Origin of the sequence: Arthrobacter ramosus (assembly GCF_039535095.1) — a bacterium.
GTDB classification, from domain to species: domain Bacteria; phylum Actinomycetota; class Actinomycetes; order Actinomycetales; family Micrococcaceae; genus Arthrobacter; species Arthrobacter ramosus.
Genome location: NZ_BAAAWN010000001.1, coordinates 4,448,287 through 4,473,785 on the forward strand (window position 1 = coordinate 4,448,287; position 25,499 = coordinate 4,473,785).

25 protein-coding genes are annotated in these 25,499 nt (G+C 64.4%); 9 read left to right on the top strand and 16 right to left on the bottom strand.

The features are described 5' to 3' along the window. Window positions 1-3: 3 nt before the first annotated feature. Window positions 4-705 (bottom strand): TrmH family RNA methyltransferase, encoded by a 702-nt coding sequence (locus ABD742_RS20475; RefSeq protein WP_234752704.1) that lies wholly within the window; start codon window positions 703-705, stop codon window positions 4-6. Window positions 706-838: 133 nt separating this feature from the next. On the opposite strand from ABD742_RS20475, the gene ABD742_RS20480 reads away from it, so the two are divergent. Both ABD742_RS20480 and ABD742_RS20485 read left to right on the top strand, forming a co-directional pair. Then, complete coding sequence (locus ABD742_RS20480) at window positions 839-1,669, top strand: HAD-IIA family hydrolase (RefSeq protein WP_113990628.1); 831 nt, start codon at window positions 839-841, stop codon at window positions 1,667-1,669. Window positions 1,670-1,686: 17 nt separating this feature from the next. Next, window positions 1,687-2,364 carry a tyrosine-protein phosphatase gene (locus tag ABD742_RS20485; RefSeq protein ID WP_234752705.1) on the top strand — a complete coding sequence of 226 codons (678 nt, stop codon included), beginning with the start codon at window positions 1,687-1,689 and terminating at the stop codon, window positions 2,362-2,364. Between the two features lie 18 nt (window positions 2,365-2,382). Here the strand turns inward: ABD742_RS20485 and ABD742_RS20490 are convergent, their stop codons facing one another. Both ABD742_RS20490 and pyrE read right to left on the bottom strand, forming a co-directional pair. Continuing rightward, complete coding sequence (locus ABD742_RS20490; RefSeq protein ID WP_234752706.1) at window positions 2,383-3,435, bottom strand: thioesterase domain-containing protein; 1,053 nt, start codon at window positions 3,433-3,435, stop codon at window positions 2,383-2,385. Between the two features lie 68 nt (window positions 3,436-3,503). Then, window positions 3,504-4,088: an orotate phosphoribosyltransferase gene (gene pyrE, locus ABD742_RS20495; RefSeq protein ID WP_234752707.1), complete on the bottom strand. Its 585-nt coding sequence runs from the start codon at window positions 4,086-4,088 to the stop codon at window positions 3,504-3,506. A gap of 209 nt (window positions 4,089-4,297) precedes the next feature. Between pyrE and ABD742_RS20500 the strand changes: the two genes are divergently transcribed. Next, window positions 4,298-4,939 (top strand): NADPH-dependent F420 reductase, encoded by a 642-nt coding sequence (locus tag ABD742_RS20500; protein WP_234752708.1) that lies wholly within the window; start codon window positions 4,298-4,300, stop codon window positions 4,937-4,939. 64 nt (window positions 4,940-5,003) lie between these two features. Here ABD742_RS20500 and ABD742_RS20505 read toward each other — a convergent pair whose 3' ends face one another. From ABD742_RS20505 to ABD742_RS20530, 6 genes are all read right to left on the bottom strand, one after another. Next, the gene (locus tag ABD742_RS20505) at window positions 5,004-5,903 is read right to left on the bottom strand and encodes a sugar phosphate isomerase/epimerase family protein (RefSeq protein ID WP_234752709.1); all 900 of its coding nucleotides are present in this window, start codon (window positions 5,901-5,903) and stop codon (window positions 5,004-5,006) included. Next, the gene (locus ABD742_RS20510; RefSeq protein WP_234752710.1) at window positions 5,900-7,120 is read right to left on the bottom strand and encodes a Gfo/Idh/MocA family protein; all 1,221 of its coding nucleotides are present in this window, start codon (window positions 7,118-7,120) and stop codon (window positions 5,900-5,902) included. The genes ABD742_RS20505 and ABD742_RS20510 overlap by 4 nt, the downstream gene beginning before the upstream one ends. Beyond that, a complete protein-coding gene (locus ABD742_RS20515) occupies window positions 7,117-7,962 on the bottom strand; it encodes a sugar phosphate isomerase/epimerase family protein (RefSeq protein ID WP_234752712.1) in 846 nt (281 codons plus the stop codon). Before ABD742_RS20515 ends, ABD742_RS20510 begins: the two co-directional genes overlap by 4 nt. 2 nt (window positions 7,963-7,964) lie before the next feature. After that, window positions 7,965-8,786, bottom strand: coding sequence for a carbohydrate ABC transporter permease (locus tag ABD742_RS20520; protein ID WP_268819380.1), 822 nt, complete (start codon window positions 8,784-8,786; stop codon window positions 7,965-7,967). Between the two features lie 95 nt (window positions 8,787-8,881). Continuing rightward, window positions 8,882-9,877, bottom strand: coding sequence for a carbohydrate ABC transporter permease (locus tag ABD742_RS20525; RefSeq protein WP_234752715.1), 996 nt, complete (start codon window positions 9,875-9,877; stop codon window positions 8,882-8,884). Window positions 9,878-9,889: 12 nt separating this feature from the next. After that, window positions 9,890-11,116 carry an ABC transporter substrate-binding protein gene (locus tag ABD742_RS20530; RefSeq protein WP_344789355.1) on the bottom strand — a complete coding sequence of 409 codons (1,227 nt, stop codon included), beginning with the start codon at window positions 11,114-11,116 and terminating at the stop codon, window positions 9,890-9,892. Between the two features lie 309 nt (window positions 11,117-11,425). Here ABD742_RS20530 and ABD742_RS20535 point away from each other — a divergent pair, with 309 nt between their 5' ends. The 5 genes from ABD742_RS20535 to ABD742_RS20555 all read left to right on the top strand — a co-directional run bounded on the left by ABD742_RS20535 (window position 11,426) and on the right by ABD742_RS20555 (window position 16,849). After that, entirely contained in the window at window positions 11,426-12,448 is a 1,023-nt protein-coding gene (locus tag ABD742_RS20535; RefSeq protein ID WP_234752717.1) for a LacI family DNA-binding transcriptional regulator, read from the top strand. A gap of 161 nt (window positions 12,449-12,609) precedes the next feature. Beyond that, on the top strand, window positions 12,610-13,431 hold the full coding sequence (gene nadE / locus ABD742_RS20540) for an ammonia-dependent NAD(+) synthetase (RefSeq protein WP_234752718.1): 822 nt from the start codon (window positions 12,610-12,612) through the stop codon (window positions 13,429-13,431). Window positions 13,432-13,683: 252 nt separating this feature from the next. Continuing rightward, window positions 13,684-15,414 carry an AMP-binding protein gene (locus ABD742_RS20545; RefSeq protein ID WP_234752719.1) on the top strand — a complete coding sequence of 577 codons (1,731 nt, stop codon included), beginning with the start codon at window positions 13,684-13,686 and terminating at the stop codon, window positions 15,412-15,414. Window positions 15,415-15,440: 26 nt separating this feature from the next. Next, window positions 15,441-15,947, top strand: coding sequence for a MarR family winged helix-turn-helix transcriptional regulator (locus tag ABD742_RS20550; protein WP_234752720.1), 507 nt, complete (start codon window positions 15,441-15,443; stop codon window positions 15,945-15,947). Window positions 15,948-16,021: 74 nt separating this feature from the next. Beyond that, window positions 16,022-16,849 (top strand): sulfurtransferase, encoded by an 828-nt coding sequence (locus ABD742_RS20555; protein WP_234752721.1) that lies wholly within the window; start codon window positions 16,022-16,024, stop codon window positions 16,847-16,849. A 7-nt stretch (window positions 16,850-16,856) separates the two neighbouring features. On the opposite strand, the gene ABD742_RS20560 is transcribed toward ABD742_RS20555, so the two are convergent. From ABD742_RS20560 to ABD742_RS20590, 7 genes are all read right to left on the bottom strand, one after another. Further along, entirely contained in the window at window positions 16,857-17,636 is a 780-nt protein-coding gene (locus tag ABD742_RS20560; protein ID WP_234752722.1) for an enoyl-CoA hydratase, read from the bottom strand. A 39-nt stretch (window positions 17,637-17,675) separates the two neighbouring features. Continuing rightward, entirely contained in the window at window positions 17,676-18,596 is a 921-nt protein-coding gene (gene mmsB, locus ABD742_RS20565; protein WP_234752723.1) for a 3-hydroxyisobutyrate dehydrogenase, read from the bottom strand. Beyond that, window positions 18,589-19,635, bottom strand: coding sequence for an enoyl-CoA hydratase/isomerase family protein (locus tag ABD742_RS20570; protein ID WP_234752724.1), 1,047 nt, complete (start codon window positions 19,633-19,635; stop codon window positions 18,589-18,591). The genes mmsB and ABD742_RS20570 overlap by 8 nt, the downstream gene beginning before the upstream one ends. Next, the gene (locus ABD742_RS20575) at window positions 19,635-21,134 is read right to left on the bottom strand and encodes a CoA-acylating methylmalonate-semialdehyde dehydrogenase (protein WP_234752725.1); all 1,500 of its coding nucleotides are present in this window, start codon (window positions 21,132-21,134) and stop codon (window positions 19,635-19,637) included. The genes ABD742_RS20570 and ABD742_RS20575 overlap by 1 nt, the downstream gene beginning before the upstream one ends. A gap of 238 nt (window positions 21,135-21,372) precedes the next feature. Next, window positions 21,373-22,797, bottom strand: coding sequence for a cryptochrome/photolyase family protein (locus ABD742_RS20580; RefSeq protein ID WP_234752727.1), 1,425 nt, complete (start codon window positions 22,795-22,797; stop codon window positions 21,373-21,375). 83 nt (window positions 22,798-22,880) lie between these two features. Next, window positions 22,881-23,552, bottom strand: a complete 672-nt coding sequence (locus ABD742_RS20585) for a fasciclin domain-containing protein (protein ID WP_234752729.1) — start codon at window positions 23,550-23,552, stop codon at window positions 22,881-22,883. A gap of 214 nt (window positions 23,553-23,766) precedes the next feature. Beyond that, window positions 23,767-24,558, bottom strand: a complete 792-nt coding sequence (locus ABD742_RS20590) for an IclR family transcriptional regulator (protein ID WP_344788876.1) — start codon at window positions 24,556-24,558, stop codon at window positions 23,767-23,769. A 208-nt stretch (window positions 24,559-24,766) separates the two neighbouring features. Between ABD742_RS20590 and ABD742_RS20595 the strand changes: the two genes are divergently transcribed. Beyond that, complete coding sequence (locus tag ABD742_RS20595) at window positions 24,767-25,483, top strand: CoA transferase subunit A (protein WP_234752824.1); 717 nt, start codon at window positions 24,767-24,769, stop codon at window positions 25,481-25,483. Window positions 25,484-25,499: the final 16 nt, after the last annotated feature.

Genomic DNA, 25,499 nt, shown 5'->3' on the forward strand with positions numbered 1-25,499 from the left:
GGCTTAGGAGACGCGTTGGCCGAAGTTGTGCCGGCGGATCCAGGCGTGCATCGCGATGGCCGCTGCCGACGCCGCGTTCATGGAGCGTGTGGAACCGTACTGCTCGATCGACAAGGTGGCGACGGCGGCGTCGTGCACCTCGGGGGTCAGGCCGGGGCCCTCCTGCCCGAACACGAGCACGCAGTTGCGCGGAAGTTCGTACGTTTCGAGCGGCACGGAATCGGGGAAGATGTCGATGCCGATGATGGCCAGGCCTTCCCCCTGCGCCCACTCCACGAAGTCCTCCACGGTGGGGTGGTGGCGGACGTGCTGGTAGCGGTCGGTGACCATGGCCCCGCGACGGTTCCACCGGCGTCGTCCGATGATGTGGACCTCCTTGGCGAGGAACGCATTGGCGGTGCGCACCACGGTGCCGATGTTGAGGTCGTGCTGCCAGTTCTCAATGGCAATGTGGAAATCGTGCCGGTGCGCGTCCAGATCCGCGACGATCGCTTCGTGCTTCCAGTAGCGGTACTTGTCCACCACGTTGCGACGGTCGCCGTCCGCCAGGAGGTCCGGGTCCCACTGCTCGCCTTCCGGCCAGTCGCCTTCCCAGGGCCCGACGCCGACCTCCGGTTTCGCTTCCGACTCCCCCTCGGTAGAGGAGAGGAGGGACGAGACAGCAGTGGAGTCGGTAGGGGCAGGGTTCTGGGGCCGGTCAGTCACTCTTCAACCCTAGCCCGGGCAGTACCGCCTGCGGCGCCGAAACCCAGTGCCGTAACGCAGGACACCCGGGTGTCTCGGAGACCGAAAGATGAAAGACTTGGGACGAGAAACAGCCAATACGCGGAGGAAAAGCATGGAGAACGCAACCGAGGCCCCGAAGAGCTCAGCCCTTTACCGCAATGGACACGAAATCGAATGCTGGCTCACGGATATGGATGGTGTCCTGGTCCACGAAAACCAGGCGGTTCCCGGAGCGGCCGAACTGATCCAGCGCTGGGTGGACACGTCCAAGCGATTCCTCGTCCTCACCAACAACTCCATCTTCACGCCGCGGGACTTGGCGGCCCGGCTGAGCTCCTCCGGCCTGGAAATTCCGGAGGAGAACATCTGGACATCGGCCCTGGCCACGGCACAGTTCCTCAAGGACCAGGTGCAGGGCTCGGAGTCCGGGAACCGCGCCTACACCATCGGTGAGGCAGGGCTCACGACGGCGCTGCACGAGGCCGGCTTCATCCTCACCGACCAGAACCCGGACTTCGTGGTGCTCGGCGAAACCCGGACCTACTCCTTCGAAGCGATCACCATGGCCATCCGGCTGATCCTGGCCGGGGCGCGCTTCATCGCCACCAACCCGGATGCCACCGGCCCCTCGAAGGACGGGCCGATGCCCGCCACCGGTGCCATCGCCGCGCTGATCTCCAAGGCGACCGGCCGTGAGCCCTACATTGTAGGCAAGCCGAACCCCATGATGTTCCGTTCCGCGATGAACCAGATCGACGCCCACTCCGAGACCACGGCAATGATCGGTGACCGCATGGACACCGACATCATCGCAGGCATGGAAGCCGGGCTGCACACCGTCCTGGTGCTCAGCGGCATCACCCAGCGCGAGGACATCGCGGCCTTCCCGTTCCGGCCGAACCAGGTCCTGAATTCGGTAGCGGACCTCAAGAACCAGATCTAAGAAGAAGGGCTGGTGCCATGGCTGTGCTGAACCTCCGGTCCCTGGGCGGTGGCCGCATCCTGAGGGGCAGCCAGCCGTTTGGCATGGACACCGCGGCGACGTCCGCCTTCCTGGAACTTCATGGCATCCGGACGGTTGTGGATCTCCGAAGCGAGTACGAGCGCGCCATCGTGCCCTGGCAGCTGGCCAACGGCGCCGTGGAGCTCGTGGAGAACCCCCTCGATCCGCGTACCGCTTCTGAGGGGCTCCAATCGATCCACACGGCCGAAGACCTTGGCGAGCTCTACCTTGGCTGGGTTCGCGCCCGCCCGGATTGGGTGGCCGAATCGCTGCGTCCCGCGGCCCAAGGCAAGCGGACGCTCATCCACTGCTCGCTCGGCAAGGACCGCACCGGCGTCGTATCCGCTCTTGCGCTCCTCGCGACGGGCACTGACCACGCCGCTGTCGTGGCGGACTACGCCGCAAGCACCGCCGCCCTCCCCACGATGTTGGAAACTATGTCGGCAGCCTGGCGGCTGGCTGTCCCCGAGGTTCCGGAGGAGGCATTCAGTCCCTCGCTCATGCTGCTGCAGTCCCCCGAAGCTGCGATGGAATACTTCCTGGACCGTTTCGGGCACGAGTTCGGCAGCGCGGCGGATTACTTGCGCGACGCCGGCCTCAGTGGTTCCGAGCTGGACGGACTGCGGCTCAGGTAGCGGCCCTCGGAGCACCAGTCAGTAGAACACCACCCGCGGGCCGGCCCGCGGCAGCGGGAAGAGCTCGTTCTCCAGGTCTTCGATGATCGGATTGTAGATAAACGGATTCCACTGGGGGCTCGCGTGCGCCGGGCGGGCGCCGTCGGTCCGGCGGCCCGTGGACGCGATGTTGAGGGGGAATGTCTTGGCCCACGCTGCCCGGGCTGTTCCGTAGTTCACGGTGTCATCGTTCGGGTTTCCGATGAAGGCCATGCGGGTGTCCCCCAGCCTGTCGACAAACCGCGTGCCGTCGAAATGGTAAATGTAGTCCGATTCGCTTTGGATCAGCACGCTCGAAGGCGCGATCGGGGAGAGCTGCTCCAGGGTCTGGTCCCAGATCTGCCCCCAAGTGCGTTCGTGCTTGTTCACCACCCGCTCGCCCAGCTCGTAGCCGCCGCGGAGGACCGAGGGAACCTGGAAGCCGCTCTCGTACAAGAACACGACGCCGTCGAACCAGCTTTGGTCGAGGATGTCGTACTTACTGAAGGGCGAAGAGTCCAACAGGATCAGCTTGACGCTGACTCCGTTCCTTTCACGCAGGAGCGCGGCCACTTCGGTGGCCAACATCCCGCCGAAACTGTGGCCGTAGAAATAGAGGGTGTTCAGCTTCCGCTCATTGATGTACGCGAGCACGGCGTCCACCACCTCGGCGACTTCCAGCCCCAGGTTGGAGTATCCGACGGCGGCCATCTGGCCCCGCTGCCGCAGCGAACCGCGGATCGAGTTGAGGATCCATTGGGCCTCTTCCCAACTGGTCTTGTAACCGGGAAAGAGAATCCAACTCGAGTTGGGGTAGTACGACTCTGCGAAATCGTCCCCCACAGGGAGGATCTTGGTGGTGCGACGTTCTGCCTGGACCTGTCGGGTAAACAGCATGTCGGCCGCGAGGGCCGTGGAAGCACCCGCTCCAATCAGGAAGGAGCGGCGTGAAAAACTCTTCAGCTCGGCGGCTTGGCGGAGAACCCGGGCGAGCGATCCCGGGTCCTGCCAGCGCTGCTGCTTCCGGGGGAATTTCCCGGCCTGAGGGTCCACGCAGCCAGCTTAGGCGCTTCCGCCGACGGGCACACGGTCCCCCTCAAACGCGCCCAGGCTTGGGAAGGTTAGTCGAGTCCCAGCTCGTCCTTGCCGAAGGCGAAGAGGTACGGCACGCCGGTTTCGGCTTCGATCTTTTCCTTGGCGCCAGTGTTGCGGTCCACGATGACGGCCACGGCCACCACGTTGCCACCGGCCTTGCGGACGCCTTCGACGGCGGTCAGTGCCGAGCCGCCGGTGGTGGAGGTGTCCTCGAGAACCACAACGTTGCGGCCCTCCACCGAGGGACCTTCCACCTGGCGGCCCATGCCGTAGGACTTCTGCGCCTTGCGCACAACGAAGGCGTCAACGGCGCGGCCGGCGTCGGCGGCGGCGTGCATCACAGCGGTACCGACCGGGTCCGCACCCATGGTCAGGCCGCCGGCGCACTCAACGGCGATCCCGGCGTCGTCGATCATGGAGAGCATGACCTGGCCAACCAGCTTCGAAGCCTCGTGGTGGAGGGTGATGCGCCGCAAGTCGATGTAGTAGTCCGCCTCGGCGCCGCTGGAAAGGATCACCTTGCCGCGGACGACCGCCAGTTCTTTGATCAATTCAAGGAGGCGGGCACGGGCAGCGGCAGTGGCGGTGGCAGCATCAGAGGCGACAGTCATGGTGCCTATTCTACGTAAAGCTGTCCGGGGCAGCGCACCGCCCTGCGACACGATGAATCCCTGGCGACGCCGGAATTCCGGTGTCGTGAGGCATTCTGGGTGGCGCCAAGGAAATTCCGCGTCGCCAGCGCTTGCGACGGCCGCGACCCCTTGGCGTTACCCGCCGTAACCTTTGAAATATCTGCGCGGGAGACGGTGTTCCCGCACATATGACAACAATCGGAATCATCGGTGCAGGACACATTGGCAGCCAAGTCGCTCGCAAAGCAGTTGAGCTTGGCTATGACGTAGTGATCAGCAACTCGCGGGGACCGGAAACCCTGGCGGAACTGGTGGCGGCCCTTGGCACACATGCCCGGGCCGCAACACCGGCCGAGGCAGCAGCGGCAGGCGATTTCGCCGTCGTGACTGTTCCCCTCAGGAGCTACCGGGAGATTCCTGTGGAGCCACTCGCGGGCAAGATTGTGATCGACACGAACAACTACTACTGGGAGCGGGACGGCCGCATCCCGGAGCTGGACAAGGGTGAGGCCACCACATCGGGCCTGCTGCAGAAGCACTTGCCCACGTCCAAGGTGGCCAAGGGTTTCAACCACATCATGGCGAAGGAGCTCGGCACCGACGGCACCCCGGCGGGCTCCGAGAACCGCCGCGCACTGGCCACCGCCAGCGACTACCCCGAGGCCGCCGAACTCGTAGCGAAGCTCTACGACGAGTTCGGCTTCGACACCGTCAATATCGGACCGCTCGATGAGAGCTGGCGCGTGGAGCGTGACCGCCCGGCCTACGTGATTCGGCAGAATGCCGCCGAACTCAAGGACAACCTGGCGAAAGCAAGGCGCACTGTCTAGACCTCCCAACACAGCAGCCGCTTACCTCAGAAGGCAAGCGACTGCTGTGTTTAGGCTGATGTGTTTAGGCGTCGACGACGGCGAGCCCGGCCAACGCGGCTGCCTTGCGGACATACGCCAAGTTCGACGCCGTCCGTTCCTCCAAAGGAAGCTCGGTGGAAAAGTCCTCCAGCGTGACCCAGGAGTCGTAACCAACTTCTGCGAGCGCCCGGAAGTAGCCCAGGACGCTTCCCTGTCCCTCGGCCAAGGGAGCCCATTCGTTGACCCACACGGCCGCACCCGATTCGTCCTTCGCCTCGGTGCGGACCCAGCGGGCGTTCTTCACATGGACATGCGCCAAATAGGGGCCCAGGAGCTGGAGTGCCGGCAACGGTGATTCCCAGCCCTCGATCAGCAAGTTGCCGAGGTCATGGATAACGCCGACGTGCTGCGGATCCAGCCCTTCCAGCAATCGCCGGGCCGATGAGGCCGACGCCGTCACGGTTCCATGATGCAGTTCCACGAGGGCTTTGACGCCGTGGTGTGCTGCGCGGGAAGCAATCCACTCATAGTGTTCCCGGGTGGCGGCAAAGAGTTCCGGGTAGGACAGGCCAGTGGGTTCCTGGCCGCCCATGTTCGAGTTGCCCAGCGGCAGCACGTTCACGCGGACCTGCTTGGCACCCAAGGCTGCGGTCGCCGCGAGGACACGATCGACGTCGTCGTGGTTGTCGCAGCGGGCGTAGCCGCCGAGGCCGGAGAATTCCAACCCTGCTTCAGCGGTGAGGCGGGCAATCTCCGGAATCGAATCCTCCAAGCCCGTCATGGGCCAGGTGGCACGGTTCCCTGCCCAGAAGCCCGGTTCCGCCGCGTCTGCCTGGTCCGTAACGCGCCATTCGATGCCGTCCCACCCCTGGGCTGCAAGCTTGGTGGCGGCTTCCTGCGGCGACCACTCGGGCGTGGATGCGGTAAAAACGGAGAACTTCATGCCGATACCTCTTCGCGGGTGCCCGGGTGGGAAGGTGCCCCACCGGTGCGGACCTCCACGTTGTTGTACTTGCCGGCTATGACGTCGGCGATCAGCACGGGCTGGCCCAGGGTTGCCGAGACATACAGGGCACGCACCGTGGCCAAGGCGGTCACTGCGTCCCGGACGGTAACGCCGGCGGGGCGTCCTGCCCGGATGGCCGCGATGATGTCGCGGTACTGGCGGACATGTCCAGCCGGATATACCGTGGGATCCAGTGCTTCGACGGTGTCGTCAGGGTATTTGGCGAGCTCGACGGCGGCCTGGTTCCCGCCGCCGAGGATGCCCATGGCACTGCTTTGCGAAGGATCGGCTGCGTCTGACGCGTGGAAGTACGCGAGGTCGTCGTTGTCGATCACCGCGGAACCCTTGCTGCCCATCACCTGGAGGCGGACGGTCAAGCCCGGGTACGCCGCCGTCGTCGCGTGCAACACGGCAAGGGCGCCGGATTCGAAGGTAAGGGTAGCTACGGCCGTGTCCTCCACCTCGACGCCTTCGTGGGCGAGAAGCGCGGTTTTGGCGCTGATCTCAAGGGGCCGGCCGAGGAACCACAAAAGCAGATCCACAGTGTGGACGCCCTGGTTCATGATGGCCCCACCACCGTCCATGGCCCAGGTTCCGCGCCACGCGCCCGAATCGTAGTAGCCCTGGCTTCGCCACCAGCTGACGGAGGCGACGGCGGAGGTCAGTGTGCCGAAGCGTCCGGCTCGACGGGCCTCGTCCACCACGCGGCTGGCCGGATCGAAGCGGTGCTGGCTGATCACCGTAGCCACCAAGCCCTTGGCCTCGGCAGCCTTGGCCGCAGCCAGGATTTCGTCCGCCTTGCTCAAGTCAACGTCAAGGGGCTTTTCGATCACGACGTGTTTGCCGGCGTCGAGCACTTCCAGCGCTTGCTGGATGTGCAGCCCGCTGGGCGTAGCGATGATGACCAGGTCAACCGGTGCGGCGGCGAGCGCCTCGGCCAGCGTCAGGAAGACTGCCGGCTTCGGGTCGCCCTGGGCTTCGATCTTGGCGGCAAGCGCCTCGGAAGCCTCGGCAACCACATCCACAAGCGCTGTGATGACGAGCTCCGGGAATTCGCGGACCGCGGCCGAGTGGGTGCGGCCGATGACGCCGCACCCTACGATTGCGGCCCGGATCTCCGCGGGAGCGCCTGGAGCGTTTGAGACTTCGCTCACTTCGTCTCCACTCCTGCTTCATTGAGGACTTTCGCGAAAGCCCTCGCTGCAATGCCGAACGCCGTCGGGCCGGAGAAGCCTCCCAGTCCATGGGCGCCGGCCAAGTGTGGCTCGAGGCTCGCGAAGCCGGTGTACCCGTCGGCCTTCAAGGCCTCAACCGTGCGGAGGACATCGCCGTCGCCCTCGCCGGCCGGGACCACGGTGGCGTTCGAGAACAAGGCATCCTTCACCTGCAGGTATTCAAGGTGCGGGCGGAGCTTGGCGTAGCCGTCGTCGAAAGGCTTGACTCCCACCTGGACGAAGTTGGCTGCATCCCAAGCGACTTTGAGTGCGGGAGAGCCAACGGTTTCGATGATGTCTAAAACCCGTTCGGGGATATCCCCGTAGATGTCCTTCTCGTTTTCGTGCAGAAGTACGACGCCGGCCTCTTCCGCGACGTCCGCGAGGGCACGCATGCGTTCGATGACCGCCTCCCGGATGCTCTCCACCGCGACGTCCTCGCCGTAGTAGAAGGAGAAGATCCGGATGTAGCGGGATTCCAGGACCTGCGCGGCGTTGACTGCCCGGCGGAGCCGTTCCACCTCGTGCTCGACGGGAAGGGAAACGTCCACTTTCCCGATCGGCGAGGCGATCGCGGAAACCTTCATGTCCGCGGCATCCAGCAAGGACTTCAGTTCACGAAGCTGCGCTTCATCCAGATCCACGATGTTGGTTCCCCAGGCGCTGCGGACCTCAATGTGGTTGGCCCCCAATGCCTGCATCACGGCAATCTGGATCTTGGGGTCGTCGTCGATCTCGTCGCCGAAGCCCGAGAGCTCCCATTCAACAGCTGGCGTGCTCATAGTTACTTGACTCCTCCGGCGGTCAGGCCGCCCACTAGGTAACGCTGGAAAATCAGGTACAGGATGACCACCGGGGCGGCACACACAAGTGAAGCCGCCATCATCTGGCCGTAGAAGGGAATCGCGCCGCCCTCTTGCGAGGCACCGAAGACCTGGAGCGCGACGGCGGCCGTCTGGCTTTCGGGCCGCGTCATGACCGAGGCGAACAGGACGTCGTTCCAGCCGAGCAGGAAGGCGAAAATACCGGAAACGACGACGCCGGGCCAGCTCAGTGGGAGGATGATCCGCACCAGCACGCCCAGGTTGCTGGCGCCGTCGATCCTTGCCGCCTCTTCGAGTTCCCGCGGCAGGCCGCGCAGATAGGTGACCATCACCCAGGTGGAGAACGGCATCGCGAACGTCAGGTACGTCACGAACAAGCCCCACTGCGTACCAATGATCTGGATGCCCAAGTAGCTGGCGGACGAGGAGAACAGCACGAAGACCGGAAGCACCATGAGGGTACCGGGAACCGACTGCAGCGCCAACAGCCCGCGAAGGATCGTCAAGCGCCCACGGAACTGGTAGCGGACCAGGACGTAGGCAGTGGCGATCGACATCAGCGCGGAAACCACGGCGGTGGACCCGGCAACGAGCACGCTGTTGGCCAGGCCAGTGGCCAGTCCAACGCTCGTCCAGATCGTCGAGTAGTTCTCAAAGGAGAAGCTGGACGGGAAGAACTCGCCCCGGGCCACGCCGATGTCCGAGTTCACGGACGCGAGGAAGATGTAAACGACCGGAATCAGCACCAGGGCACACAACACCGTCAGGATGATGGCGAGCATCGGGCCTGGCAGGAGCTTGGTGACTTCGTGCTGGCGTTTGGAGCCCGGGCGGAAGTTTTCGCTCGATTGGCGTCCGACGGCGGTAGTTGCGGTGCTCACTTTTTGCCTCCGGGAGTTTCGGCGTCGTCGAGTTTGACGGCCCGCAGATAGACGAACAAGGGGATCGCGATCAGGATCAGCGAAATGAACGCCATGGCCGCGCTGAGCCCGAACCTGAAGCTCTGGAAGCTCGTGACGTAGGTGAGGATCGGGAGCAGCTCCACATCGGACGGAGCAGGTACCCCGAACAGGACGAACGGCAAGGTGAAGTTGTTGATGTGGTGCAGCATGCCGATCAGGAACGCCAAGGCGAGCGGACCCTTGAGATACGGGAAGACCACATAGCGGAGCTTGTTCCACCACAGGGCACCGTCAAGAGCCGAGGCTTCGTGGACTTCGTGGTCCACGGACTGCAGCCCGGACAACGCCAGCAGGTAGACAAACGGCCACGATGCCCAGATCTGGACCAGGATCAGCGTCCAGTAAGACTGGGGCCCGTTGAGCCAGAGTCCGGGGTCGATACCCACAGAATGCAGCGCCGAGTCGATGACGCTGCCCGGCTGGAACATGGTCCGCCAGACCGTGGCCACCACGAAGGACGGAAGCACGTAGGGGATCAGGAAAATGGAGCGGATCACCGCGCGGCCCTTGAACGCGTTCTGGGTCGCGACGGCGCCGGCGATGCCGAGCGGGATGGTGACCACCATGGCGAGCAGCGAGTAGCTGACGCTGAGCCAGATGGCGTGCAGCAAGGGCGATGCGGTCAGCGCTTCGACGAAGTTCTGGACTCCGATGAACGGAGCGCTGACCCACTGGCGCAGCGAATACTGGTCCAGGTCCAGCCCAGACATGAAGACGCCGAGCAGGAGCGGCACCACGATGATGATCACCATCAGCAGGCCGCCTGGAATCAACATCCACAAGGGCCGGTTGCGCTCGCTCAGCCCCTTGCGGCGCCGAGGCGTGTTGCCTGGCGACTGCGGGTCCGGCTTGGCAGCGCGGGACGACCTGCGGCGCGTGGACTTGCCCGCAGTCAATGAATCGGTGGACATGTCAGTTCCTACTTACTTCGAGGCCCGGTCAAGTGAGGCCTGGCCCTTGGATTGTGCGTCTTTGAGGCGGCCCTGCAGGCTCGAATCGTCCACGGAACCCTTGGAAAGGTCCGGGATCGACTGGACCACTACGTTGACGAGGGCCAACTGAATGTCGCCCCAAGCGCCGGTGAAGGGCGTTGCCTTGGACTTGGCGGCAGTATCGGCAACCGGTTGGAGTATCGGGTTATTCAGAGACTTCAGCGCCTCGGCGTTGGCGGGCAGATCTCCGAAGATTTTCTGGTAGTTCAGCTGCTCGTCCTTGGACGTGATGAGGTTGATGTAAGCGAAGGCCAGGTCCTTTTGCTTCGAGTAATCGGCAACAACCACATTGTCACCGGAGAGGATGCTGGCGGCGTTCGCAGCGTCGCCCTGCGGAGACGTCTGGCCCGGGGCCGTCGTCGGCATGGTTGCGTAGGCATACTTGCCGGCAACAACGGACTTCTCGAGCGTCGGGACGGAGCTCGACGTCGTCATCATCAGATAGCCGGCCTTGCCGCTCGCGAATGCCGCCAGGGCGTTGCTGTTGCTCCAGCCAACAGAGGCCGGATCGACAACTTTGTCTTTGGTGAGCCATCCGAAGTACGTTTCGTAGGCCTTCTTGACCGTCGGGTCGTCGAGCTTGAGTGTCTTGCCGTCCACCAGCGGGTTACCTGCCTGGACGGACATAGCCCAGATGAATTTCCACGGATCAAAGTTGTCCTTGTACCCGGTAGCGAGCCCAAAGGTTCCGGTGGCCGGGTCGGTCATCTTCTTGGCCTGGGCTGCGAGCTCGTCCCAGCTGGTGGCCGGCTTATCGATCCCGGCCGCCTTCAGGATGTCCTTGTTGTAGGCCATCACGAACGGCCGGCTGACAAACGGAATGCCCGCTTGGTGCTGTGCGTCCGGGCCGGAGATGCCCAGGGCTGCCTGGTTGAACCGGTCCTTGCCGCCCACCTTTTTCCAGTCGTCGTCGGACAACGTCACGAAGGCCTTGGTTGCATAGGCCGTGGGGGTGAAGGTGGTACCGAGACTGTAGACGTCCGGGCCTTGACCCGACACCACGGAGGTCTGGATCCGTGTGAGTTCGTCATTTCCCGACGCGAACGTTTCGAATTCGACGTCGGCACCGGTCTGTGCCTTGAACTTGGCGGCAATATCCGTGAACCACTGCTTCTGCTGTGCTGGATAGTTTGCGTTGGAGTTGACCAGGACACTCAGCTTCTTGCCCTTTCCGTCAACGGGTCCAGCGCTCCCCCCGAACTGCTGCTACCTCCGCAGGCGGTCAAAGCCAGGGCTGCTGTTACGACAACAGCAGCAAATTTGGCGGACGATGCAAACTTCATTGTTTTCCTCCCTGGAGCCCGATGGCCTCATTGGCGTGGTGCGCGTCACATCGGGTGATTTCTCCGAGTCTAGGCATGCGCAACAGGGATGACAAGCGATTGCCAAAAATTGTCATCGGTGCTGCAATTGTGGAACAAGTCACTCATTGTTGAGCGGCTGCGGCAGATGAGGAACACCCAGACCATGGCAGAACTCCAGCTCCAGTCACCGGGCAGGCAGCCCACTATCCGTGATGTCGCAGAGCTTGCGGGAGTGGCAACGTCAACAGTTTCGAGGGCCCTGAGCAATCCCGGCAGAGTTAACCATGTGACACGCGAGCGGATCGAAGAAGCAGCCGCGCAATTGAACTACATACCAAGCTCCCAGGCCCGCGGGCTCAGTTCCGGACGCACCCAGACCATTGCGGTCCTGGTTCCGGACATCACCAATCCGTTCTTCTTCGACATCATCCGCGGGGCGCAGCACCAACTCAAGGCCGCCGGCTACACGCAACTGCTCGTAGACACCGAGGAATCAGCGGAAATGGAGGCCGATGCCCTGCAGAAAATGCGCCGCTCAGCCGACGGATTCATCCTTGCCGCGTCCCGCCTGACGGATGCACAGCTGGCCGAGGCAGCGGCACAGCAGCCCTTGGTCACCATCAACCGGGCCCCGGCAATTGCACCCGCTGTGGTGATCGATACGCCGTCGGCCATCATCCAGGCGCTGGAACACCTGGTCTCGCTGGGGCACACGAGGATTTGCTTCGTCGGAGGCCCGGCCACCTCCTGGTCCAACGCCAAGCGGTGGCAGGCGTTTCAGGACGAAACGGCCAAACGGAAGCTGACCACATTTAGCGTGGGGCCGTTCGCTCCCAAGACCACATCCGGCGCGGCTGCAGCGGACGCCGCAGCGCACACGGGGGCAACGGCATGTATCGTCTTCAATGACCTGCTGGCCATCGGGATGCTGCAACGGCTGCGCGAACGCGGTATTCGCGTGCCCGATGATATGAGCATTGTGGGTTGCGACGACATTTTCGGAGCCGATTTCTGCAACCCTCCACTGACCACCATGGCGTCTCCCATTGAACAAGCTGGGCGCGTTGCCGTCTCCATGCTGCTTTCGAGGTTGAATCCCCAGTACGGCGGCACCAGCCGGCGCTTGGCAGTCATGCCCACGCACCTCACGGTCCGGGGATCGACGGGGGCCGCGCCGGTACGCTAAGTCGCTGCCCGGGCCTCCCAACTAGCTCGCAATAGATGTCGTTTTGGGCCCTCAAAACGACATCTACTGCCAGTCAGTTGGGTGGGTACCGGCGCTCCGGGCTACAACACGGGAAGTGACACAGTTGAGTGTTTCAAGTGCTGGTTACTAGTGTTGGGGACATGCGCACACTTCAGGCCACGATCATTGCGGAAATGGGCGTCCAGCCCCGGATCGACCCTGCCGAGGAGGTCCGTAAACGCGTCACGTTCCTGAAGGAATATCTCAAGGCCACGCACACCAAGGGCTTTGTCCTGGGCATTTCCGGCGGATTGGACTCCTCCCTCGCCGGGCGGCTTGCCCAGCTGGCGGTCGAAGAGCTTGAGGCCGAGGGCGTCGAGGCGAATTTCGTCGCGGTCCGGCTCCCCTACGGCACCCAGCACGATGAGGACGACGCCCAGGCCGCGCTGGACTTTATCCAAGCCAAGACCGAGTGGACATTCAATATCTCCCGCGCAGTGGACGGTTTCGAGGATGAGTTCGAAAAGACCACGGGCGCGCGCATCTCGGATTTCCACAAGGGCAACACCAAGGCCCGGGCCCGCATGACCGCCCAGTACGCCCTGGCCGGCGAGCACAACTACCTGGTGATCGGCACGGACCACGGCGCCGAATCCGTCACCGGATTCTTCACCAAGTTCGGCGACGGCGGCGCGGACATCCTGCCGCTCTTCGGCCTCAACAAGCGGCAGAACCGTGCACTCCTCGCGGAGCTGGGCGCCCCGTCCCGCATTTGGGACAAGGTCCCCACGGCCGACCTCCTGGACGGCAAGCCCGGCCGCACCGACGAGGACGAGCTCGGCATCAAGTACGACCAGATCGACGACTACCTCGAAGGCCGCGAAGTCTCCGACGAGGTGGCAGAGACCATCGAGCAGAAGTACCTGCGCACGCGGCACAAGCGCACTGTTCCGGTAACGATTTTCGACACCTGGTGGAAGTAGCCTCCTGAACCAGGGCGCCGCCGTCACGCTGAGCGACTTTTTGCAGCGCACGACGGCGGCCTGCCGAGCCGTGGCGGGGGCGCCGCCGTCGTAACCCCGCAAAAGTGTGCCCGGCGTGACAGGACGCACCCGCGCGCGGCACTGCCTCTTCCAAACGCTTGGATGTCCTAGTATATTGCAGGTGAGGCGGATCACACGGCCAGCTGGTTCCCGGTCCGCGCTTACCCATTCACGCAGGGCGAAAGGCAGACAATGACAGTCACCGACGACTTCCGTGCAGCCCGCGACCGGCTCCTTGAGCTGCGCACTGACTACTCCAAGGCACACAGCGACTTCCAGTGGCCCCGCTTCAGCGAGTTCAACTTCGCCCTCGACTGGTTCGACCAGATCGCAGCAGATCCCGCCAAGGCCAACAACCCCGCGCTCGTCATCGTCGAGCAGGACGGCAGCTCCACCCGCCGCAGCTTCGCCGAGCTCTCCGCGCGATCCTCGCAGCTCGCCAACTGGCTCCGCAGCAAGGGCGTCCACCGCGGCGACCGCATGATCATCATGCTCGGCAACCAAGTGGAACTGTGGGAACTCATGCTCGCCGGGATCAAACTCGGCGTGGTACTGATCCCGACAACCACCCTCATGGGTCCGCGCGACATTGCGGATCGAGTGGAGCGGGGCGGCGCCCACTGGGCCGCCGTCGGGAGCGCCAACATCGCCAAGTTCGCCGAGGTGCCGGGCGACTACACCCTCATTGAAGTGGGCGACGGCGGCCCGGCCGGCACCCAGACCACCAGGGCCCTCCAGTACGCCGAGTCGGCTTCCGCGGAGACCGTGTTCGTCCCGGATGCCCCGACCGCCGCCGACGAAACCATGCTCCTCTACTTCACCTCGGGCACCACGTCACGCGCCAAGCTGGTGGAGCACACCCACACCTCGTACCCCGTGGGGCACCTCTCCACGATGTACTGGATCGGGCTGGAACCCGGAGACGTCCATCTCAATGTCGCTTCCCCCGGCTGGGCCAAGCACGCGTGGTCCAACGTTTTCACGCCCTGGATCGCCGAGGCCTGCGTCTTCGTCTACAACTACGATCGCTTCGATGCCAAGGCCCTCATGGAACAGATGGGCCGCGAAGGGGTCACGAGTTTCTGCGCCCCGCCGACCGTTTGGCGCATGCTCATCCAGGCGGACCTGACCCTGCTCAAAACCCCGCCCACCAAGGTTGTTTCGGCGGGCGAACCCCTCAACGCCGAGGTGATCGGGCAAGTGGAGAGGGCCTGGGGCCAGACCATCCGCGACGGTTTCGGCCAGACGGAGTCAACAGTCCAGGTCGCGAACACCCCCGGGCAGCCGGTCAAGACCGGCTCGATGGGACGGCCGCTGCCGGGCTACGACGTCGTGCTCGTCGACCCTGCCACTGGCGAAGAGGCCGACGACGGCGAGCTGTGCTTGCGCTTGGACCCCCGCCCCGTGGGGCTCATGAAGTCCTACTTCGGCGACCCGGAAAAGACGGCCGAGGCTTTCCGCGACGGCTATTACCACACGGGCGACATGGCCAGCCGGGACGAGAACGGCGTCATTACCTACGTGGGCCGCGGCGACGATGTCTTCAAATCCTCCGACTACCGCCTGTCCCCTTTCGAACTCGAAAGCGTTCTGATCGAACATCCCGCAGTGGCGGAGGCCGCTGTCGTGCCCTCTCCGGATCCGGTCAAGCTTTCGGTGCCCAAAGCCTTTGTGGTGCTCGCCGCGGGCTACGAGCCCGGTCCGGCCGTGGCGGAGGACATCCTCAGATACTGCCGGCAGCACCTGGCGCCGTTCAAGCGCATCCGTCGGCTCGAATTCGGCGAGTTGCCCAAGACGATTTCCGGCAAGATCCGGCGTGTCGAACTTCGAGGCACGGAGGTGGCCCGCCACGGCGACGGCCCGCTGCCTGCCGGCCTGGGTGTCGAGTACACCGAGGACGAGTTCCCGAGTCTGAAAGAATAGGCAGCCAAGCAATGTCAGGAGGAACCGTGGGCACCCCGCTCCCCCGCGACCCCATCGCCGACGCCCAGCGAAACTGGGAGCGCCACGGCTGGGGCGAAGTCGCCGCGCCCATGGCGGCCATCACCGCGATCATGCGCACGCAGCAGATCCTGCTGGCGCGGATCGAGGGCGTGCTGAAGCCGTATGGCCTGACCTTCGCGCGCTACGAACTCCTGGCGCTGCTGAGTTTCGCCCGCAGCGGCGCGTTGCCCATGAACAAAGCCAGCGCGCTGCTCCAGGTGCATCCGACCTCGGTGACCAACGCCGTCGACCGCCTCGAAAAGGCAGCCCTCGTGGTCCGCTCCCCGCACCCCACCGACGGGCGCACTACGCTGATCGAGCTCACCGCGGAGGGCCGCACCCTCGCGAAGCGCGCGACGACGGCACTCAACAACGAGGTGTTCGGCCAGTCCGGTTTCGGGAACGAAGACGTCGAGCACCTGATCCGCGTACTGGGAGACTTCCGCAAGGCCGCGGGCGACTTTACGGACTGACCCCACCCCCTGAGTACTATCCACATTGCGAGATTCATATATCAAATAATGAGACCCATGCATAGCATTGAGCCATGCAGAATTCAGCCGTGGAACCTTTTGTCGACCTCGAATGGTTGTCTCAAAACCGTCGCCGCGTGGTTCTGGCCGATGTGCGCTGGTACCTCGACGGGCGCTCGGGCCGGGAGGCGTACGACGGCGGGCACATCCCCGGGGCGGTCTTTGTCGACCTGGATCGCTGGCTCTCGGCTGAGGGATCGCCCCTCGAAGGAAGAAACCCGCTGCCCGCGCCGGATGATTTTGCCCTTGGCATGCGGGAAGTGGGAATCAGCGATGACGACATCGTGGTGGCTTACGACGACGCCGGCGGAGTCATCGCCGCACGCTTGGTCTGGATGCTGCGCGCCACAGGCCACAGCTCGGCCATTCTGGATGGCGGGCTGGCCAGCTATAAAGGGCCCTTGGAAACCGAACATCCTCTAAGGACCGCGGGTGATTTCACCGCACAACCGTGGCCCAGGAACCGCCTGGCGGAAATCCACGAGCTCTCAAGCGAAACAAACCTCGCGGTGGACGCACGCAACCGCGACCGCTTCGAGGGCAGGCAGGACCCCATCGATCCCAGACCCGGGCATGTGCCCGGGGCGAGGAACGTCCCGTGCAGGGAGAACCTGGACCCCGACGGGAAACTGCGCAGCAAGGCCGAGTTGCTGCGCATCTTCGCCGCGGCAGGCATCTCGTCGGCCGAGAACGTGATCAGCTATTGCGGCTCCGGAGTAACGGCTTGCCACAGTCTCTTGGCCCTGGAATACGCCGGCCTCGGACGCGGCAGACTCTTCACCGGCGGGTGGTCCCAATACGGCCACGCGCTGGAATTCCCGGTCGAGCTCGGGCCCGCGTAGGGGGGCCTTAACGGTGCTTGAACTCCGGCTGGCGCTTTTCGGTGAACGCTGCCATGCCTTCCTTTTGGTCCTCGGTGGCGAACAATGAGTGGAAGATCCGACGCTCAAACAAAACACCCTGGGACAGGCCGGTTTCGAAGGCGGCGTTGACGGCTTCCTTGGCCACCATGGCAACCGGCTTGGACTTGGAGGCGATCACCTTGGCGGCCTTCAGCGCCTCCTCCACCACGGAATCGGCCGGGGCGACGCGGGAAACAAGTCCTGCCCGCTCGGCTTCCGCGGCGTCCATGAACCGCCCGGTGAGGATCATGTCCATTGCTTTGGCCTTGCCCACGGCATGGGTCAACCGTTGCGAGCCGCCCATCCCGGGAATGACACCGAGGTTGATTTCCGGTTGGCCGAACTTGGCGTTGTCCCCGGCAATGATGAAATCGCACATCATGGCAAGTTCGCAGCCCCCACCGAGGGCATAGCCGGACACCGCGGCAATTACGGGAATGCGCAGGCGAGTGAGGTTTTCCCAGGCGCGGAACCAGTCGGCGGCATACATGTCCATGTACCCCTTGGATGCCATCTCCTTGATGTCGGCGCCGGCCGCGAAGGCCTTCTCCGAGCCGGTGATCACCACGGCCCCCACCGCGGGGTCCGCATCCATGTCCGACACGGCGGCCACGATCTCATTCATGGTGGCCTGGTTCAACGCATTGAGCGCCTTGGGCCGGTTCAGCGTCACCAAGCCCACCCGTCCACGGAGTTCCACCAGGATGTTTTCATACTGCTGCGCCAAGCCGTGCCCCTTTTGTCGTAAATGAACTACCCGCCAAGGCTACTTGGCGGACTTGTCCCGGATGTCCGTGATGACGCCGGAGAAGTCGCGCCCGGCTCCGCCTTCGGCTGCGAAAGCGTCGTAAATCTGCGATGCCAAATGCCCCATTTTCCCGTCGACTCCGGTGCTCTCAAGCGCGTTGACCGCAAGACGCAGGTCCTTCGCCATAAGCGCTCCGGCGAATCCGGGTTGGTAGTCGCGGTTGGCCGGGCTCGTGGGGACCGGTCCCGGAACCGGGCAATTGGTGGTCAGCGCCCAGCACTGCCCCGAGGCGTTGGAAGCGACATCGAACAGCGCTTGGTGCGTCAGGCCCAGCTTCTCGCCCAGGACGAACGCCTCGCTGACGGCAATCATGGAAACGCCCAGGATCATGTTGTTGCAGACCTTGGCGGCTTGCCCGGCTCCGTGGTCACCGCAGTGCACGATCCTCCGGCCCATGAGTTCCAGGATCGGCTTCACCGTTTCGAAGTCCTCGGGCAACGCCCCCACCATGAAGGTCAGGGTTCCGGCTTCGGCACCCACCACACCGCCGGAAACGGGCGCGTCCACGGAGCGGTGGCCGGCCTCCAAGGCAATGGCAGCGGCCTCGCGGGCCTCGTCGACGTTGATGGTGGAGCAGTCCAGGAACAGTGTGTCCGGCGCAGCCACGGAGAGCAGGCCCGGCGCTCCGTCAACTCCCCGGTAAGCGTCAAGGACGTGCTTGCCGCTGGGCAGCATGGTCAGGACAACGGATGCCCCCGCAACGGCCTCCGGAGCGGAATCCACCGTGGCAATGCCGTGTTCACGGGCTGCCTCGAGTGCTGCCGGCACGGGATCGTACGCGACCACTTGATGACCCGCTTTGACAAGGTTCACGGCCATGGGGCCGCCCATGTGGCCAAGGCCGAGGAAAGCGATGGTGCCGGAAACTGCGTCAGACATGGTCGGACTCCTTTGAATGAAGTTTGAGTTCACGCTCGCCAAGCGACGCGAAGAAGCCCTCGACGGCGGCCGGCGACACCTCCGCCAGGGAAGCTGGCTTCCATTGTGGGTTGCGGTCCTTGTCCACCACTTGGGCGCGGATCCCCTCGCGGAAATCCGGGCCAGCCAGGCACCGCACGCCAACACGGTATTCCTGTTCCAAGGCCTCTTCAAGGGAAAGCCCCCGGACGCGCCGCAACGATTCCAAGGTGACTTTCACGGCTGTAGGCGACTTCGCCTCGATCGTGACCGCGGCTGCAGCGGCTTCCCCGCCGGCGGCGCGCAGCCCGGCGACAATTTCCTCGGCGTCGTCGGAAGCATAGGCGTCATCAATCCACTCGCGCTGGCCGGACAGTGCCGAGGCTGGCGGTTCCTGAACAAAGCGCCCGACGGCGGCCTCCGCCGTCGAGCTTTCCAGCGCTTCCGCGAGCTCGGGCAGGCTTTCGGACGGCACGAAGTGGTCCGCAAGCCCCAGGAACAGGGCGTCGGCCCCGCTCAAGTGGGCGCCCGTGAGGGCTGCGTGGGTACCAGACTCGCCCGGTGAGCGGGACAACAAAAGGGTCCCGCCGACGTCGGGCACAAAACCAATGGTGGTTTCCGGCATGCCCGTACGGGTCCGCTCGGTGACCACGCGGACTGAGCCATGGGCGGAGATCCCGACGCCGCCGCCCAGGACCAGCCCGTCCATGAAGGCCACGTAAGGCTTCGGGTACCGGGCAATGAGCGAGTTCAAGCGGTATTCCGCAGCCCAGAAATCCGCGGTCCGGCCCCCGTGGCGCAGGATGTCGTCGTAGATCGCCACGATGTCCCCGCCCGCGCAGAGTCCCCGGTCCCCGGCGCCGCGTACCAAAACCGTCTTGACGGCGTCGTCGTCCGCCCAAGCGGTGAGTTGCTCCAGCATGGCGTGCACCATCCCGGCGGTGAGTGCGTTGACGGCCTGGGGCCGGTTCAGCGTGATGACGCCGAGGTGGCCGCGCTTCTCGAAGAGAACCTCGGCCATTAGCTGCCGGCCGGCATCACGAAGCTGGCGCCCTGACGGATGCCCGAAGGCCAGCGGGTGGTGACCGTCTTGGTCTTGGTGTAGAAGCGGAAGGCGTCAGCGCCGTGCTGGTTGAGGTCGCCAAAGCCCGAGGCCTTCCAGCCGCCGAAGGTGTAGTAGGCAATCGGGACGGGAATCGGAACGTTGATGCCAACCATGCCTACTTCGACGCGGCTCGCGAAGTCGCGGGCCGCGTCGCCGTCGCGGGTGAAGATCGCCACGCCGTTGCCGAACTCGTGCTCGGAGCAGAGCCGCAGCGCTTCTTCGTAGTCGGCTGCGCGTAGGACGCTCAGGACCGGGCCGAAGATCTCCTCCTTGTAGATGGACATGTCCTTCGTGACGTTGTCGAAGAGGGTCGGGCCAACCCAGAAGCCTCCGGCGTAGCCGTCCACCTTCAGGTCGCGTCCATCGGTGACGAGCGTGGCACCTTGGTCGACGCCCGCTTGGATGTAGCCCTCGATACGATGTTTCGCCGAGGCGGCCACTACAGGCCCGAAATCCGAATCCGCGGCCAGGCTGGGACCCACCTTCAGGCCCTTGATGCGGTCCTGCAGCTTGGAGACGAGCTGGTCCGCTGTCTCCTGGCCAACAGGCACAGCCACCGAGATCGCCATGCAACGCTCGCCGGCGGAGCCGAACCCGGCACCGATGAGGGCATCCGCGGCCATGTCGAGATCGGCGTCGGGCATGATCACCATGTGGTTCTTGGCGCCGCCGAAGCACTGGGCGCGCTTCCCGTGGGCCGCGGCCGTGGCGTAAATGTACTGGGCAATCGGGGTGCTTCCGACGAAGCCGATAGCCTTCACCCGCGGATCCTCAAGGAGGGTATCCACTGCTTCCTTGTCGCCGTTGATGACGTTGAAGACGCCGTCCGGCAATCCCGCTTCGGTGAATAGTTCTGCCAGGCGCAGCGGCACGGACGGGTCGCGCTCCGAAGGCTTGAGGATGAAGGCATTGCCGGCAGCCAGGGCGGGCCCGGACTTCCAGAGTGGAATCATGGCCGGGAAGTTGAAGGGCGTAATGCCCGCGACGACCCCAAGGGGCTGGCGCAGTGAGTGGACGTCGATGCCCGTGCCGGCGTTGTCCGAGAATTCACCCTTGAGCAGGTGCGGGGCACCGGCGGCGAACTCCACCACCTCGATGCCACGCTGGATGTCACCTTTGGCATCGGGGAAGGTCTTGCCGTGCTCGGAGGAAAGGAGCGTAGCGAGTTCGTCCATGTGTTCGTTGACCAGGTCGACGAACTTCAGCAGGATCCGGCCGCGGCGCTGCGGGTTCATGGCGCCCCATTCGAGCTGGCCTTTCTCCGCGCTCGCAATGGCGTTCCTGACCTCGTCAGCACTGGCCAGGGGAAGGCGTGCCTGAACCTCGCCGGTGCAGGGATTGTAGACGTCGCTGAATCGTGGAGAGGTCCCGTCGACTCTTTGGCCGTCAATGTAGTGGGAAAGTTCGCGCACCATGGAATGCTCCTTTGCATAGGGGAATGCCCGCCATCGGCCTCGAAGGCACATGTCCAACTGCGCTCCGGGACGTCTTTGATCCCGAATATACTCGGACTTCCTACTAATTTCTAGAGGACTTCAGCTGCGGCCCTCAACACCCGACCACATTTGGGAATGCCCGACGCCGGAACTCGCCGCGTGCGGGGAGGTGCCGGTCTGCGCCGGGGGCAAAGGTGGTAGGAAGTGGTGGCCCGGCTCAGCGAGGCAGCGAGCTATAGGCATCCAGCGCCTCCCGACGCGAGACCTTAAGGTCCACCACCGGCTCCGGATAGTCCGCCATGGTCAGTTCCGGGATCCACTGGCCGACGTAGCTGCCGTGGGGATCGAACTTCGCGGCCTGGGTCTCCGGATTGAAGATCCTGAAGAACGGCGAGGCGTCCGCGCCGGAACCCGCTACCCACTGCCAGTTCGCAGGATTGGACGCAGGATCGGCATCCACCAGGGTGTCCCAGAACCATTGCTCGCCCACTTGCCAGTGGATGCCAAGGTTCTTCACCAAGAGGCTGGCGGAAACCATACGAACCCGGTTGTGCATCCATCCTGTGTGCCACAATTGCCGCTGGCCTGCGTCCACCAAGGGGAAACCGGTGCGGCCCTCCTGCCATGCCCGAAGGAGGGTGGCGGCACTCTGGGTCTCTGCACTGCTGGCGGCGGCTTCATGCGAGCCGGCACCCTGGGCGGCACCGCCCTGACCACCCGGCCAAGCCCACGGATAGTGGTCGAACCCGGGCCGCAAATTGGCCGTTGCCAGGTCCGGACGATGGAAGTACTGGTGCCAGCAGAATTCACGCCAACCGAGTTCCGAGGCGAAGGCGGCCGCGCCGTCGCCCAGTTCCCGACGACGGCCCTGCTGGGCATGCCACACCTCGAACGGACTGAGTTGCCCCCAGCGCAAGAAGGGCGACAAGCGGCTACTGCCCGGCAGGTCAGGACAGTCCCGGTTCACCGAATAGTCCGCCAGTCCGTGCTCCACGAAGTCGTCAAGAAGCTCATGCGCCTGGGCCGAACCCGGCTGCCAGCTCTCGGACAATCCGGCCGACCAATCGGGGTTCCGCGGCAGCAATCCCCACGTGTCCAACTCCTCGGACCCAGGCAGCCGGCCGGAGAATCCCCGGCCCGGTTCCGGAGCTTCCAGCGGTTCACGGAAATCCATTTCGGACACGGTCCGCCAAAATGGCGTGAAGACCTTGAAGGGCCCGCCTTGCTTCGTGGTCACGGCCCACGGTTCATGCAGCAAGGAGGCCTGGAAACTCTCCGCATGCATCCCGGACTCGCGCGCCCAGGCCTTGATGCCGGCGTCGAGCATTCGCTCTGCCTCGCCGTAACGGCGGTTCCAGTACAGCGATCCGGAACCCATCGCCGTCGCGGTTTCCCGGACGATTTCCGCCGCCGGTCCGCGGCGCAGCAAGAGCGGTACGCCCAGTGCGGCGAGGTCTTCGCGAAGGGCAAGCAGGGAATGATGCAGCCACCAGCAGGAAGCGGCGCCGAGCGGCCTGATGCCCGGCGATTCCTCGTCGAAGACATAAAGCGCGACGGCGGCACCGTCGTCAGCTGCCGCCCGCAGCGCCGGGTTGTCCGTGGCCCGGAGGTCGTCCCGGAACCACACGATCGACGGCTTCACTCATCCCCCTCGGATTTACGGCAAAGGTCATGCCCCTTAAGACGAATCCTAAGGGGCATGACCTGTACTGAATCTACTGAGATTTACTTCGGCATCAGGACGGAGTCAACCAGGTACACCGTGGCGTTGGCGGTGTGGACGCCACCGCAGATCACGGCGGAGCCTCCGTCAACCTTGAGCGCGTCCTTGGTTCCCGTAACGGTCACGGAGTCGCCCTCAACCGTCTTGTGGGTGCCCACGATCTGGTCCGGGGTCAGCTGGCCGGGGATGACGTGGTAGGTCAGGATCTTGCTCAGGAGAGCGTCGTCGGTTTTGAGGCTGTCGATGGTGGCGGCGGGGATCTTGGCGAAGGCGCTGTCCACAGGAGCGAAGACAGTGAACTGGCTGCTGTTCAGCGTGTCCACCAGGTTCACCTTGGGGTTCAGTTTGCCGGACACAGCGGCCGTGAGGGTCTTGAGCAACGGGTTGTTGGAAGCGGCCACGGCTACGGGGTCGAGTGCCATGCCGGCAACGGAACCTGCACCGCTGGGAACCTGGGAGGCGTAACCTGCACAGCCCGGGCCAACCAAGTCTTTGGTCGGGTCCATCGCGGCGCTTGCCGAGGCGGAGGGGGCCGGCGCCATGGTGGACGACGAGCTCGGAGCGGCCGACGACGGTGAAGCCGTGGAAGCGGAGCCGCCACACGCAGTGAGGCCCAGCAGGGCGGAAGCGGCGAGGCCGGCGATCGCAAAAGACGTGCGCTTTGTAGAAAGCATGACATTTCTCCTTCAAACGGACTGACATTCGGTGCCGGTTGATTCCGGCGTGAAAGCACTTCACCCTTGCGGGCTAAGTCCTTATGCCAGCTATTCGGAGGTGTGGGCTGCAGGGATGGGTGAGTTTCAAAACTTAATTTGGGAGCCCCTCAAGATCCGACCAGTTTTGGACGCCCCCGACCCCGGATGGCGGTGTGGGTGCCGACGTTGCGGCTCAAAGGTGGTCGGTTCTTGCGGAGCTCATGCGGTGGGCTTCTTCCATGAGCAACTTGCCGAGGAATTCCTGGCGTTCAGGTCGGAATCGCGGCTCGATGCCCGTGAGGGACAAAGCGCCGACTGGCCTCCCCATTTGGTCGAAGACGGCAGCCGCCATCCCCCAACTGCCTTCGAGGACCAGACCGGGATTCACCGAGTACCCAGCCATTCGGGTCTGCTCAAGGTTCCGGCGCACCACACTCTCGGTGTGGCCGGCCGCGAAGTCCCCCGCATGCCGTTCCCAGCCGGACAGGATCGCTCCCTGTTCCTCATCCGGCAGGAACGCCATGATCGCCGTGCCGGCCGACGCCACGCCGAGCGGGAACCTGACGCCCTCGTGCAAGACGAACGAGCGCACGGGGAAGCTGCCTTCTTCGCGGAGCACGCACACGGTTTCGTGGCCACGACGGATGGAATAGAAGGCGCTTTCCCCGCTCTCCTCGGCCAAGCGGCGCAGGCTGGGCCGAGCCAGGTCCTCAAACGGGAATCGAGCCGCCGCCACGGATCCCAGCAGGAAGATCTCGGGCCCCAGGATCCAGTTGCCGGTCCGCTGGTCGTGGTCCAGCAGGCCCTCGGCGGCGAGGGACGCGAGCAAGCGGTGCACCGTCGGGCGCGTCAACCCCGACTCGCGGACCAGCCCAGCGATGGACATGCCCTCCGGTTTGCGTCCCACGAACCGCAGGAGCGCGGCAACCCGGCCCACCACTTGGGCGCCCTGGACCGGCTTGGTTTGCGGCTGCTGAGTCGGCAAATCTACCCCTTTCCGAAGATTTCCTCCACAATGTGGATATTTCCAAGACTAGCGTCCACACTATGCCATTCCAGCCCTACCGGCCACGCGATGCCGTTGACCCTCCGCACCGGGTCACCTTAGGCTTCTTTTCAGACGACTAGCTCAGCCCTGTGTCCACAAAGTGGATAGCCACTGAGTGACCCTACCCAAAGACGAGGACAAAGCCATGGCCAAAATCCAGCCCAGCGCAGCCGTTGCACTGCAGGACGTCCTACGCGACGGCCAGACGATCGCCGTCGGCGGTTTCGGGCTCAGCGGCATCCCCGCGGACCTGATCGACGCCGTCCGCGATTCGGGAGTCAAGGACCTGACCGTGGTCTCCAACAACATGGGCATCGACGGCAAGGGGCTTGGCGTCCTCATCGAAACCGGCCAGGTCCGCAAAGTCATCGCCTCGTACGTGGGAGAGAACAAACTCTTCGCCGAGCGGTACCTCTCCGGCCAGCTCGAGGTCGAGTTCGCTCCCCAGGGCACCCTGGCCGAGCGCCTCCGCGCAGGGGGTGCCGGCATCCCCGCTTTCTACACGAGGACCGGCGTCGGAACCCTGGTTGCCGAGGGCAAGCCGCTCGAAGAGTTCGACGGCGTCACGTACGTCCGCGAGCGCGGGATCGTCGCCGACGTCGCGCTGGTCCACGCACACACCGCGGACACGGACGGCAACCTGATCTACCGCTACACGGCCCGGAACTTCAACCCGGTCGTGGCGACGGCGGGAATCGTGACCATCGCCGAGGCCGAACTGATCGTGGAGCCCGGCGAATTGGATCCGAACCACATCGTGACACCCGGCGTCTACGTCCAGCGACTGGTTCAGGCAAGCGGCCGGACTAAGGACATTGAGCAGCGCACCGTCCGGCCCCGCGCCGAAGCCCTGGCCCTCTAAGCACCCACCCGACAAG